Genomic DNA, 12,436 nt, shown 5'->3' on the forward strand with positions numbered 1-12,436 from the left:
AGTTGCTAAATCAAGGCCGGCTCAAAGCCTCATACAACGTGTCGAGGTTGTATTCAAACAGGCCAGTGAACGTACTGGCCGGCCCACTCGCTGCCAGGGCATCCGAATACAGCGTGCCGCCGATGCGCGCTCCGCTCTCGTCGGCGATCTGCTTGAGCAGCCTGGCATCCTTGATGTTTTCCATGAACACCGCTTTGACTTTCGCCTGACGGATCTGGGTAATCAGTGCCGCAACCTCGGCCGCCGATGGCTCACGCTCCGTGGATAAGCCTTGCGGCGCCATGAAGTCGATGCCATAGGCCTGGCCCAGATAGCCGAAGGCGTCGTGGGAGGTCACGATCTTGCGGTTGCCCGCAGGCAGTGCGCCAAGCTTGGCCTTCGCTTCGGCGAGCAGGCCATAGATCTTCTTGAAGTACGCCTGGCTGTTGCGTTCGTAGTCAGCCTTGTTTGCCGGGTCCGCTGCTTCCAGGGCCTTGGTGATGTTGCGCACGTAAAGCTCGGCATTCGCCAGATTGTGCCAGGCGTGCGGATCGGGAACGGTCTCGCCATCCTCATCCAGCGAGCGTGGAATGACCCCGCGGCTGGCGCTGATCACCGGTGCTGCCGTTTCGGTGCTGGTGACCAGGCGATCCAACCATGGCTCGAAACCCAGCCCATTCTTGATGATCAGTTTTGCGCTGAGCAACGCTTTGGCGTCGTCCGGCGTGGGTTCGTAGGTGTGCGCATCGGCATCCGGGCCGACCATGTTGGTGATCTGGATATGGTCACCGCCGACCTGTCGGGTCATGTCGGCGAGAATGCTGAAACTGGTCACCACCTGAAGTTTTTCGGCGGCGGACAAAGACATGGAAAGCAACAAACTGAGCAGCACGAGCAGAACACGCATGGACGCAAACCTCATTGGGATGTGAGCAGAGGCGGGCGGCGCAGCAAGCCGTGCACCGGACCGGATACCACGGAGAGCAAATACAACGCACCCGCCACCAACACGATGGAGGGTCCGCTGGGCAGCGAGAAAAAGAACGACAGCAACAAGCCAAACCACACCGAGAGAGATCCCAGCAGGGCGGCGACCAGCATCAGGATCGGCAGGCGGCGGCTCCAGAATCGCGATGCGGCTGCCGGTAGCATCATCAAGCCGACCACCATGAGCGCGCCGATCGCCTGGAAGCCGATCACCAGGTTCAGGACCACCAAAGTCAGGAACACGCCGTGGGCCAAAGGGCCAAGGCGACTCACGGTTTGCAGGAACAATGGATCGAGGGTGTCGAGCAATAGCGGGCGATAGATCAGCGCCATGGCGACCAGACTGACGGCCGACACCCAGAGCATGCCGGTGAGTGTCGGGCCGTCGACCGCCAGGGCTGAGCCGAATAACAGGTGAAGCAAATCCAGGCGTTTGCCGGCCATGCCGAGGATCAGTACGCCGCCCGCCAGGGAGATGGGATAGATCGCCGCGAGGCTGGCGTCTTCGCGCAAGCCGGTTCGGCGGGTAATCCAGGCGGCGAGTCCGGCCATACCCAGACCTGCGCCCAGGCCACCCAGTGTCAGGGCCGGCAGACTCAATCCGGCGAACCAGAAACCCAAGGCCGCACCGGGCAGAATGCCGTGAGCCACGGCGTCACCGATCAGGCTCATGCGTCGAAGAATCAGGAAAACCCCTAGCGGCGCGGTGCTGCAGGCCAACACCAGCCCGCCCATCAATGCCCTGCGCATGAAAACGAATTCCTGGAACGGCTGCCAGAAATGAGTGGCCGCGAGCATCAGGCCACCTGCGTGTGAGGGGGCTGGGCAATCAGCTCGGCACTGGCACCCAGGACGCAGCCGGATGGGCCGATCCGCAGTGTTTGCGCAATATGCTGGCGTACCGCAGCCAGGTCATGGCACACCACGACCAGAGTGCGGCCCTCGGCATGCCAACGGTGGATGTGCTTCCATAACAACGCTTGGCCTTGTTCATCGAGCGCGGCATGAGGTTCATCAAGCAACAGCAACGGTGCTTCGGCAAGGCTCAGGCGGGCGAGCAGGGCGCGTTGCAATTCGCCGCCCGACAGCGCCATCAACGGTCGCTGCTCAAGGCCGTCCAGCGCCCAGTCGTCCAGCACGGTTTTCAGCTTCAGACGCCTCATGGCAGGCGTGTGCCGGGTGCCCCATGAGCCCGCAGCGACGAGTTCTTGAAGGTTGATGGGAAACTGCCGGTCCAGATGTTGTTGCTGCGGTACGAACGAGACCCCGCCGCGACGTGGAACATCAAGCATGACCTTTCCAGAGAGGGGTTTTTGCAATCCCGCGAGCACTTTCAACAAACTGCTCTTGCCCGTCCCGTTGGCGCCGATTATTGCGGTGAGGCTTCCGGCGGGTCGTTGCAAATTCAACGGTGGTGTCAGGGGTTGGCCGGGCGCCCCCCAGCGCAGCGCTTGGCAGTCGATCATGGGCGCTCCCAGTTCCAGCGGCTTTGTGCGACGGCGTCGTGGGCATGCAGGCTTTCGGCGTGAACTACCCGCACATCGAAAGCACTCACGTGGGAAGACTGCCTCAAGGCCTTGCTCAAACGCCGGGCGGCGTCTTCGCAGAACATCAGGTTCTGTCCATTGGCGAGCGCGAATGCTTGCTCATCGGCACGCTTGACGGCGGTTTGCACGGCGGTGCCCAAGGCTGCTTCGGCTTCGTTGATGAGCGTTACCCACGGCAATTCACTTGCTCCAGTGTTTAACCGTAGATTCAGGATGGCGGTGCTGCGTTGGCTATGGGGCGTAGCGACAATGCCTTTCGACGAACCCAGCCACGCCAGGACCTCTGAATGTTCAAGCGTCTTATTGGCGAAGTCATCAACGAATTGCTGTTGGATCAATTGTCGTGCGAGCGCCGCTGAGCACGGGCAGGTGGATGAGTAGGGAATCTCAATCTTGAGTTCCACGTGGAACATGTCGCTTTCCAGATGAGCCTTGATGCTGACTGGATAACCTTTCCAGCCGGATAAAGGGCTGACGAGGGCTGAGCGTTTAATCAGCAGTTCAGTGTGAAGGTTCAAGGAAGCAGAACGGGACAGCCTGCGATGAGTCGAGAGAAACTGCTCCAGGGTTGCGCGCAACAGGCCGATGGAAAGTGGTGTGCTCTCCAACGCCTCCAGTGCCAGGTACAAGCGAGACATATGGATGCCACGAGCCGCTCCGTCGTCGAGGCTCACCCCTGCGTCCGCCCTGGCACTCAGGCACTGGCCGTCGATAAGCACGGGAACGGCAATGCCCTGCATGCCGACCCAGGCGAGAGGCAACGCCTGGCCCGACACCTGCGCGGCAACATCCTGCAGACTTATTGCGTTCATGGTTAACATCCATCGTGGGTTCGTCTGGATGTTATAGTATAACTATAATTCGGTGGAGCTTTTTTCGTGAAAAGAGTTTCATGACCCCATCGTTCCACGTGAAACATCAGCGGGATGTGCCCTGGCACCCACCGATCCGTGCGCAGGTAAACCTGGCTGCGCTTCCCCCTGAACTTGAAAAGCGATTGATCGTGGTCCAGCCCACCCGGCGGCTGTAGCCGACCCAACTTTCACCATCGGAAGCCAAGCCCGTGAAGAACGTAAGTTGGCCGTAACGGTTGTTGGTTTGCGCCCAGAAGCGGCGACTGGTCGCTTCAAATCCTCGCAGATAGACGAGATTTCCCGCCGTGGCGACACTGTAGTAATTGCCCTGGCTATCGCTACAAGCCAAGAGGTTTGCGCTGCGCGTGCAGTTCGCCATCAGAGGGTCTTGGGCCAAGGCAACCTGGGCCAACAGCAGTAGCGGTATCGCCAATAGCAGTCTGGATGGAGTACGCATTGAAATCCTCTAGGCGGTTCCGGAGTCATAATATTTGTGTTGTTATACTATAACAATGAATTTAAGCTCTGGCTGAACCGAACCTGACTTACGCGCTGATTGCTATCCGTGACACCAGCGCGGCCAACTGAGAATATCCCGATGCCCAATCGCCTCCCCGTAACCGTACTTTCCGGGTTTCTCGGTGCCGGTAAAAGCACCTTGCTCAACCATGTCCTGCGTAATCGCGACAATCTGCGAGTCGCCGTAATCGTCAACGATATGAGCGAGATCAACATCGATGGCAGCGAAGTGCAGCGCGATGTCGCCCTGAGTCGTTCCGAAGAGAAGTTGGTGGAGATGAGCAACGGCTGCATCTGCTGCACGTTGCGTGAAGACCTGTTGGAGGAAGTCAGCCAACTCGCACGGGAAGGGCGCTTCGATTATCTGTTGATCGAATCCACTGGCATTTCCGAACCGTTGCCCGTGGCGGAAACCTTCACCTTCCGGGATGAAGAAGGCCGCAGCCTGGACGATGTCGCCCGACTGGACACCATGGTGACAGTGGTCGATGGGGCGAATTTCCTGCTGGACTACCAAGCCGCCGAAAGCCTGGCGACACGCGGTGAAACCCTGGGGGAAGAGGATGAGCGCTCGATCACCGACCTGCTGATCGAACAGATCGAATTTGCCGACGTGATCCTGATCAGCAAGATCGACTTGATCAGCCGGCAGGAGCGCGAGGAGCTGATTGAGATCCTCAAGCGTCTCAACACCCAGGCGCAGATCCTACCCATGGTCATGGGGCAGGTGCCGTTGGGAAGAATCCTCGACACGGGGCTGTTCAACTTTGAACGCGCCGCCCAGTCGCCCGGTTGGCTGCGGGAGCTGCGTGGCGAGCACCTGCCCGAAACCGAGGAATATGGCATCGCCTCGACCGCCTACCGGGCGCGGGCACCGTTTCATCCACAGCGGTTCTACAACTTCATTGATCGCCCATGGGAAAACGGCAAGCTGCTGCGTTCCAAGGGTTTTTTCTGGCTCGCCAGCAAGCCCGAGGAAGCGGGCAGCTGGTCTCAGGCCGGAGGACTGATGCGCCATGGGTTTGCCGGGCGCTGGTGGCGGTTCGTGCCGAAGAGCCAATGGCCGCAGGATGAGGAAAGCACCGCCTTCATCATGAAGAACTGGCTCGCTGGCACCGGAGATTGCCGCCAGGAGCTGGTGTTCATCGGCCAGGGTATCGACTTCAGTCAGCTCGCCGCCGAGTTGGACGCTTGTCTGCTCACCGACGCGGAGATGGCCCTCGGCGTAGACGGCTGGCGCCAGTTGCCGGATCCGTTCGGCCCGTGGCATGACGAAGCGGCGGCGTGAAATCCACGCTGCTTGCACTACGGTTTGATCCAGTTACCCTGGCTCTGCCCTTCGCAAAACGGCCGCAGATAGGCGGCGTCGGTTGCTACCCCGTAATAGTGAATATCCTGGCGGTAAGGCATATTGGCGACCTGGGCGTTGCTGCAGATACCGAACGCGCCGCCAGGGCACTGGTCGACGTATTGCACCTCGACCTTCTGGCCGGCAAGGCTTGGCTGGCAGAAGCCGTCGGCGAAAAGTTTCTGTGGAATGTTGCGGTTCTGCTGGCAGACTTGCACGTCGAGCCGTTCCGCCTGGCTGTGCACCACACACGCCTGGGCCAGCACCTGGTCTGACGTCAGGGCCAGCAACAACCAGCCGATCATCCGCATCTTCACCTCCGTCGAAAGCCGTCGATTATGTTGCAGCACATTCCTACCCATGTCATCGCCGGGCCCTTGGGTGCCGGCAAGACCACGCTGATCCGGCATCTGTTGGCCCAGCGCCCGGCCAACGAACGCTGGGCCGTGTTGATCAACGAATTCGGCCAGATTGGCCTGGACGCTGCGCTATTGACCCAGTCCGCCGATGGTATCGCACTGGGCGAAGTGGCCGGGGGGTGTTTGTGTTGCGTCAACGGCGCGCCGTTTCAGATCGGTCTGGGGCGTTTGCTGCGCAAGGCCCGCCCGGACCGGCTGTTCATCGAGCCCTCTGGCCTGGGTCACCCGGCGCAGTTGATGCGGCAACTGAACCAAGCGCCCTGGCTCGGTGTGTTGGCGGTCCAGCCTTGCGTACTGGTACTGGATGCCCGCGCGATGGTGGACGGTAAGCCCCTGGCCGATGCACAGCGCCAAGCCTTGCCCCATGCCGGACTGCTGGTGCTGAACAAGTCCGAGACCCTGACCCAAACCGATCGCGAACGGCTGACCGCCGAACTGCCACAGCTTGCGTTGTACTGGACCCAACAGGCCGTGCTGCCCATCGACCGATTGCCGGGCCATGCCGCGCAAGGGCACGGCGTTGCGGATAACTTGAACCTGCCCCAAGGCGTGGGAGAGCTGCCGGCGATCTGGAACGACCCGACCACTCCGATTTGCCTGCATCGACATCAGGACGCAGGTTGGAGCATCGGATGGCGCTGGCATTCGAGCCAACGATTCGACGTCGCGGCGCTGACTCATTGGTTAGGAGGCAAGCACTGCAAACGCGCGAAGCTGGTGATCTGCAGTGCCGACGGTTGGGTTTCGGCCAACGCTCTGGACAGTGCGCCGTTGCAATGGATACTCAGCGAGTGGCGGGAAGATTCACGGATTGAATTGATTTTCGACGAGCCCCAGGACGTTATTGCCCTGCACGGCGGTCTTGTCGATTGTCGCTGTCCCTGAGTCTCAGGGTTTCCACTTATTGTGTTCCTGACGCCACTGGCTCAACTCGATGACTTCAGCCCGGGGCCGGGTCTGGACCGGTTCAATCGGTGTTGGTGGGGTCTCTTCGAAGGGCATGGGGTAGGGGGCAAGTTCAATTTGTGCACTGTGGGCGCCGAACTGGGTGATGGTGCCCGTATGGCGGGTTTCACCGGTGACGGTGAATTCGAAATTGTAAACCCGTGCCAGGCGTCGTCGCCCATGGGCGTCCTTTACGAAGCCGATCTTCTTCAGCGCCACGTTGCCATCGAGCAATTCGATCTTGAGATTGGCGCAATGCTGCATGACCCGCGCCAATGCCCGTTCGCGCAAGCCATGGTTGTGCCACAGCCAGGCGCCGCCGGTAGCCAGCAGCATCAGCACAAAAATATTTCCAAGGGTCAGCATGAACGAAGTGCTCCAACAAGTTGCTGTCAGCTTAACTGTCTCGCCGGTCTGTCGTACAGGCTGCGTTTAGTCGCATACTGCGCGGCTTGAATTTCAATCGTTTTACGGAAATGTCCCGCATGAAACGTACACCTCATCTGCTTGCCATCCAGTCCCATGTGGTATTCGGTCACGCTGGCAACAGCGCTGCCGTGTTTCCGATGCAGCGGCTCGGGGTGAACGTCTGGCCGCTTAATACCGTGCAGTTTTCCAACCATACGCAGTACGGCCAGTGGGCCGGTGAGGTATTTGCCCCAGAGCAGATCCCTGCGTTGATTGAGGGCATCGCCGCGATTGGCGAGCTGGGTCACTGTGATGCGGTGTTGTCCGGCTACCTTGGGAGCGCCGCCCAAGGGCGGGCGATCCTGACGGGCGTTGCGCGGATCAAGGCGGTCAATCCCAAGGCGCTGTACCTGTGTGATCCGGTCATGGGACACCCGGAGAAGGGCTGCATCGTGGCGCCTGAGGTCAGTGACTTTCTATTGGACGAAGCCGCAGCGGTGGCGGACCTCATGTGCCCGAACCAACTGGAGCTGGACAGTTTCTCAGGACGCAAGGCGCAGTCGCTGCTGGACTGCCTGGCGATGGCCCGGGCCCTGTTGCAGCGCGGACCGAAGGCGGTGCTGGTCAAGCATCTGGCTTATCCCGGCAAGCCCGAGGACAGTTTCGAAATGCTCCTGGTGACGGCTGATGGCAGCTGGCATCTGCGCCGTCCGCTGCTGGCTTTCCCTCGTCAGCCGGTGGGCGTGGGTGACCTGACGTCGGGGCTGTTCCTGGCGCGGATACTGTTGGGAGACAGCCTGGTGGCGGCATTTGAATTCACCGCCGCAGCGGTGCACGAAGTGCTGCTCGAGACCCAGGCTTGCGCCAGTTACGAGCTGGAGCTGGTGCGTGCCCAGGACCGGATCGCTCATCCACGGGTCCGGTTCGAGGCGCTGCCGATCAGTCTCTGATCGGCAGCGCACCCGGTGGGAGCGAGCCTGCCCGCGATAACGGTGTAACAGCCTATATCAGCAGTGAGTGCGCTGCCCCTTCGCGAGCAAGCCCGCTCCCACCACTAACCGGGTTTCTTCAGAAAGTACTCGGTCGACTGTGGGAGCGGGCTTGCTCGCGAAGGGCGCGACTCGAATGTCTGCTAAACCCCATCGTCCTTGATTTCCTGATAACGCTTTTCCAGTTCCTGGCGAATCTGCCGGCGCTGCTGTGCCTGTTTGTAGCGGCGCTTCTCTTCGCTGTTCTGCGGCTGCAAGGGCGGGACGGGGGCAGGTTTGCGCAGGTCATCCACCGCGACCATGGTGAAGAAGCAACTGTTGGTATGGCGTACCGAGCGCTCGCGGATGTTTTCGGTGACGACTTTGATGCCCACTTCCATCGATGTGTTGCCGGTGTAGTTAACCGACGCCAGGAAGGTCACCAGCTCGCCGACATGGATCGGCTCACGGAAAATCACCTGGTCAACCGACAAGGTCACCACGTAGCGCCCGGCGTAGCGGCTGGCGCAGGCGTAGGCGACTTCGTCGAGGTATTTGAGCAAGGTGCCGCCATGGACATTGCCAGAGAAGTTGGCCATATCAGGGGTCATCAACACCGTCATCGACAGCTGGGCGTTTCCAGGTTCCATAACGTTCTCACGGTTCAAGGCAGCAATTTCGGGAAGGGCGCCTCTGCGAGCGCTGGGTTTTATAAACCACTGATATCGGGACGCTGCGCTTGTGGTTGCCGTCACGCCTCGGTGGATCTGTTTCCATATATTGCACCGACTTTTTGTCGGAAGTCGTGGTGTTACCCTGCAAAAGCCCATCTTGAGGGCATTTCCTACGAAGGAAACGGACTTTTCAAGTCGGCGCTACGCCATCGAACAGGGAGCTTCCTACATGCATGCCATCAGCTTCATTCAAGACCTGGCAATCATCATGATGGCCGCGGGGCTGGTGACCGTTCTGTTTCATCGCTTCAAGCAACCGGTGGTGTTGGGCTATATCGTCGCCGGCTTCATCATCGGCCCGCACACCCCACCGTTCGGTTTCATCCACGACGAAGACACGATCAAGACACTGGCCGAGCTGGGGGTGATTTTCCTGATGTTCTGCCTGGGCCTGGAGTTCAGCCTGCGCAAGCTGTTCCGGGTAGGGGCCACGGCGTTCATCGCGGCGTTCCTGGAGATCGTGCTGATGATCTGGATCGGCTACGAAATTGGTCGCTGGTTTGGATGGAGCACCATGGACTCGCTGTTCCTCGGCGCTATCCTGGCGATCTCCTCGACCACCATCATCGTCAAGGCCCTCAACGACCTGAAGATGAAGAACGAGCGCTTCGCCCAACTGATTTTCGGCGTACTGATCGTCGAGGACATCCTGGGCATCGGCATCATCGCCTTGCTGTCGAGCATCGCGGTCAGTGGCACGGTGAGCTCGGGCGAGGTGTTTTCCACTGTTGGCAAGCTGTCGCTGTTCATGATCGTGGCGCTGGTCATTGGCATTCTGCTGGTGCCCAGGCTGCTGGCCTACGTGGCGAAGTTCGACAGCAACGAAATGCTGCTGATTACCGTACTGGGCCTGTGTTTCGGCTTCTGCCTGCTGGTGGTGAAGCTGGAATACAGCATGGTGCTCGGGGCGTTCCTGATCGGTGCGATCATGGCCGAGTCCCGGCAACTGTTGAAGATCGAACGATTGGTGGAGCCGGTCCGTGACCTGTTCAGCGCGATATTCTTCGTCGCCATCGGACTGATGCTCGATCCGGCCATCTTGCTGCAATACGCCTGGCCGATCGCGGTGATCACCGGCGCAGTGGTGCTCGGCAAAGTGTTGTCCTGCGGCCTCGGTGCCTTCATCGCCGGTAATGACGGACGGACCTCACTCCGGGTAGGGATGGGGCTGTCACAGATCGGCGAATTTTCCTTCATCATCGCGTCGCTGGGGATGACGCTGCAGGTCACCAGCGATTTTCTTTATCCCGTCGCCGTCGCCGTCTCGGTGTTGACCACCTTGCTGACGCCTTACTTGATCCGGGCCGCCGATCCGTTGTCCGTCCGGTTGGCGTCGGTCATGCCGCAACGCCTGGCGCGGGTACTGGGGATGTATGGCGAATGGCTGCGCAGCATCCAGCCGCAAGGCGAGGGCGCGATGCTGGCCTCGATGATCAGGCGGATCCTGTTGCAGGTCGGGGTCAACCTGGCGCTGGTGATCGCGATTTTTGTCTCGGGCGGCTATTTTGCCGAGGGCATATCCGCCTATCTAAGCGGGTGGATCAGCGACCCGAGCTGGCAGAAAGCATTGATCTGGGGCGGGGCGCTGCTGCTGTCCCTACCGTTCCTGATCGCCGCGTACCGCAAGCTCAAGGCGCTGTCGATGCTACTGGCGGAAATGGGCGTGACGCCGGAAATGGCGGGCCGTCACACCGAACGCGTGCGTCGGGTCATCGCCGAAGTGATCCCGATTCTCTCGCTGTTGGTGATTTTCCTGCTGCTGGCAGCCTTGTCGGCCAGCATTTTGCCGACCAACAAGTTGCTGGTGTTGATTGCCGTGGTAGCGGCTGGCGTAGCGGCGCTGCTCTGGCGCTGGCTCGTGCGCCTGCATACGCGGATGCAAGTGGCCTTGCTCGAAACCCTGGACAACCACAAGGAGTCGTCCGGGCATTGACCGGGGCGGGCGCCGGCGGATCAGCTTTCCAGCCAGACGTCCCGTGCCCAGTGCCAGACCGACTCCCAGGTTTCTTCGGCAATCAATTCCTCTTCGGCCTGCCACAGCACCACGGTGCCGTCTTCTTCGACGCAATAGTAATCGTCGCCGTCCTGGCAGATTGGAATCAGGCTGCGGTCGACACCGGCATCCCAGGCGTTGGCGGCCACTTCCGGCAGGTAAGTGTGGGACTGGGGATCAGTGACGGTCACAGGTTCCAGGCTGCCATAGACCACATCACTGACGGTCAGCAAAAACTCCCTGAAGACAAACGGGATGTCGATGAACAGCTGCTCTTCGATCTCTACCAGCAAGTCTTCGTCGGGCAATTCCAGCGGAACCGGTACGGGCTCGTTGGCTTCACGTAATTGTTCGATGATTTCTTCCACGTCCGGGGATCCTTTTTTCTCGATGGCGCGGTTTCACATGGAGCGGTTTATACAGTAGCTCGCTATAGATGCAACCGTGAAATAGAAAACCCCGGCCTGGGCCGGGGTTCTTTTATTTCAACATGCAAAACCGGCGAAGGTTCAACCGTTCTGACGGATACCGGCTACCAGCCAAGGCTGGTCATCGCCTTGGGCGCGCTCCATGTTCCAGCTTTCGCTGAACGCCTCGCCCTTGTCGAAGCGAGAGTCTTTGGACACACCGCTGAAGGTCAGGGTGGCGATGGTCTTGTCGGCACGATCGTCGACGCCGTCCAGTTGCACATGCAGGTTGTCGATGTAGGTGGACTGGAAACCGTCACCCAGGTCGGCCCGTTCGCGCTTGAGGAACTCCAGCAGTTGTGGGGTGACGAACTCGGTGATCTTGTCCATTTCGTTCGCGTCCCAATGTTGCTGCAGGGCCATGAAGTGGCTGCGGGCCGCTTCGATGAAGCGCTGTTCGTTGAACCAGGCGGGAGCGTTGATCACTGGCCGGGCGGCAACAGGGGCTGCAGAGCCGCCGAAAATCGAACCACTGGCTGGCTGCTGGTTGAACACTTCACGTTGCATCGGCGCGTGGCCGGCCGGAGCGAACTGCTCCTGCTGCTTGCGGCGGCGAGCGGCGATGAAGCGGAAGACCAGGAAGGCGATGACCGCCATGATCAGGATGTCGAAGATCTGCATGCCCTGGAAGCCGTCGCCCATGAACATGGAGGCGAGCAGGCCACCGGCGGCGATGCCGGCCAGGGGGCCGAGCCAGCGCGAAGCACCGCTGGCCTTGGTAGCGGCGCCTGCGGCACCCGCCGCGCCTGCGGTGGCAGCCGTGGAACCGGCGGCAGAGGACGGCGCCATCTGGCTGGTCTGGTGAGTCGGGGCTGCGCCCGAGCTTTTACCACCGCCAAAACGCTTGGCGGCATTGGCGTCGATGGCCATCGTCAGGCCGATGCACAACGCCATGGCGATGCTAAGAAAACGTTTCATATAAAGGCATTCCCATTTGTGGATAGCACGCGCGCCATGTTGCACAGCTGAACTGTTGCTGGCTAGCGGCAGAGTGTTTCGGGCTTTTGCGTGACAGGTTAGGTTCAGCTTCAATCGCGCAAGAGGGCTTGTTCGCTTTGGGCTGTAGGAAAGAGGGATAAGTTCTGTCAGAGAACTGAGCGCAACCTTATTGTGGGAGCGGGCTTGCTCGCGAAGACGGCGTCACACTCAACATCGAGGTTGCCTGATACACCGCCATCGCGGGCAAGCCCGCTCCCACAGGTTATCGGTTGTTTGCGAATTTTTTGTTCACACAGTTACATTATGGGAGCGATCAATCATCCCGCGTC

Annotated in this window: 14 protein-coding genes; 4 read left to right on the plus strand and 10 right to left on the minus strand. The window is 60.2% G+C overall.

Annotated elements, in window-relative coordinates; translation table 11 throughout:
• Nucleotides 1-10: 10 nt before the first annotated feature.
• The 5 genes from RGM2987_RS10845 to RGM2987_RS10865 all read right to left on the minus strand — a co-directional run bounded on the left by RGM2987_RS10845 (nt 11) and on the right by RGM2987_RS10865 (nt 3,824).
• Nucleotides 11-886, minus strand: coding sequence for a metal ABC transporter substrate-binding protein (locus RGM2987_RS10845; RefSeq protein WP_245140699.1), 876 nt, complete (start codon nt 884-886; stop codon nt 11-13).
• Nucleotides 887-897: 11 nt separating this feature from the next.
• Nucleotides 898-1,764 (minus strand): metal ABC transporter permease, encoded by an 867-nt coding sequence (locus RGM2987_RS10850; protein WP_245140702.1) that lies wholly within the window; start codon nt 1,762-1,764, stop codon nt 898-900.
• Nucleotides 1,764-2,432: an ATP-binding cassette domain-containing protein gene (locus tag RGM2987_RS10855; RefSeq protein ID WP_245140705.1), complete on the minus strand. Its 669-nt coding sequence runs from the start codon at nt 2,430-2,432 to the stop codon at nt 1,764-1,766. Before RGM2987_RS10855 ends, RGM2987_RS10850 begins: the two co-directional genes overlap by 1 nt.
• On the minus strand, nt 2,429-3,325 hold the full coding sequence (gene folE2, locus RGM2987_RS10860) for a GTP cyclohydrolase FolE2 (protein WP_245140707.1): 897 nt from the start codon (nt 3,323-3,325) through the stop codon (nt 2,429-2,431). Before folE2 ends, RGM2987_RS10855 begins: the two co-directional genes overlap by 4 nt.
• A 106-nt stretch (nt 3,326-3,431) precedes the next feature.
• Entirely contained in the window at nt 3,432-3,824 is a 393-nt protein-coding gene (locus tag RGM2987_RS10865; RefSeq protein ID WP_245140709.1) for a glutamine synthetase, read from the minus strand.
• 141 nt (nt 3,825-3,965) lie between these two features.
• Between RGM2987_RS10865 and zigA the strand changes: the two genes are divergently transcribed.
• Nucleotides 3,966-5,174 carry a zinc metallochaperone GTPase ZigA gene (gene zigA, locus RGM2987_RS10870; protein WP_245140711.1) on the plus strand — a complete coding sequence of 403 codons (1,209 nt, stop codon included), beginning with the start codon at nt 3,966-3,968 and terminating at the stop codon, nt 5,172-5,174.
• Between the two features lie 17 nt (nt 5,175-5,191).
• Here zigA and RGM2987_RS10875 read toward each other — a convergent pair whose 3' ends face one another.
• Nucleotides 5,192-5,545: an NADH:ubiquinone oxidoreductase gene (locus tag RGM2987_RS10875; protein WP_245140713.1), complete on the minus strand. Its 354-nt coding sequence runs from the start codon at nt 5,543-5,545 to the stop codon at nt 5,192-5,194.
• Nucleotides 5,546-5,572: 27 nt separating this feature from the next.
• Here RGM2987_RS10875 and RGM2987_RS10880 point away from each other — a divergent pair, with 27 nt between their 5' ends.
• Nucleotides 5,573-6,538, plus strand: a complete 966-nt coding sequence (locus tag RGM2987_RS10880) for a CobW-like GTP-binding protein (RefSeq protein ID WP_245140716.1) — start codon at nt 5,573-5,575, stop codon at nt 6,536-6,538.
• Between the two features lie 3 nt (nt 6,539-6,541).
• Here the strand turns inward: RGM2987_RS10880 and RGM2987_RS10885 are convergent, their stop codons facing one another.
• The gene (locus RGM2987_RS10885; RefSeq protein WP_245140719.1) at nt 6,542-6,964 is read right to left on the minus strand and encodes a DUF3301 domain-containing protein; all 423 of its coding nucleotides are present in this window, start codon (nt 6,962-6,964) and stop codon (nt 6,542-6,544) included.
• Nucleotides 6,965-7,083: 119 nt separating this feature from the next.
• Between RGM2987_RS10885 and pdxY the strand changes: the two genes are divergently transcribed.
• Nucleotides 7,084-7,956: a pyridoxal kinase PdxY gene (gene pdxY, locus RGM2987_RS10890; protein ID WP_245140722.1), complete on the plus strand. Its 873-nt coding sequence runs from the start codon at nt 7,084-7,086 to the stop codon at nt 7,954-7,956.
• 182 nt (nt 7,957-8,138) lie between these two features.
• On the opposite strand, the gene RGM2987_RS10895 is transcribed toward pdxY, so the two are convergent.
• Nucleotides 8,139-8,624: an acyl-CoA thioesterase gene (locus tag RGM2987_RS10895; protein ID WP_245140724.1), complete on the minus strand. Its 486-nt coding sequence runs from the start codon at nt 8,622-8,624 to the stop codon at nt 8,139-8,141.
• Nucleotides 8,625-8,877: 253 nt separating this feature from the next.
• On the opposite strand from RGM2987_RS10895, the gene RGM2987_RS10900 reads away from it, so the two are divergent.
• A complete protein-coding gene (locus RGM2987_RS10900) occupies nt 8,878-10,641 on the plus strand; it encodes a cation:proton antiporter (RefSeq protein ID WP_245140726.1) in 1,764 nt (587 codons plus the stop codon).
• A gap of 20 nt (nt 10,642-10,661) precedes the next feature.
• On the opposite strand, the gene RGM2987_RS10905 is transcribed toward RGM2987_RS10900, so the two are convergent.
• Together RGM2987_RS10905 and RGM2987_RS10910 are read right to left on the minus strand one after the other, a co-directional pair.
• Complete coding sequence (locus tag RGM2987_RS10905; protein ID WP_042731763.1) at nt 10,662-11,069, minus strand: SMI1/KNR4 family protein; 408 nt, start codon at nt 11,067-11,069, stop codon at nt 10,662-10,664.
• A gap of 141 nt (nt 11,070-11,210) precedes the next feature.
• Nucleotides 11,211-12,086 carry a Tim44 domain-containing protein gene (locus RGM2987_RS10910; protein WP_245140729.1) on the minus strand — a complete coding sequence of 292 codons (876 nt, stop codon included), beginning with the start codon at nt 12,084-12,086 and terminating at the stop codon, nt 11,211-11,213.
• Between the last annotated feature and the right edge of the window lie 350 nt (nt 12,087-12,436).

Source organism: Pseudomonas sp. RGM2987 (assembly GCF_022952855.1).
Lineage (GTDB): Bacteria > Pseudomonadota > Gammaproteobacteria > Pseudomonadales > Pseudomonadaceae > Aquipseudomonas.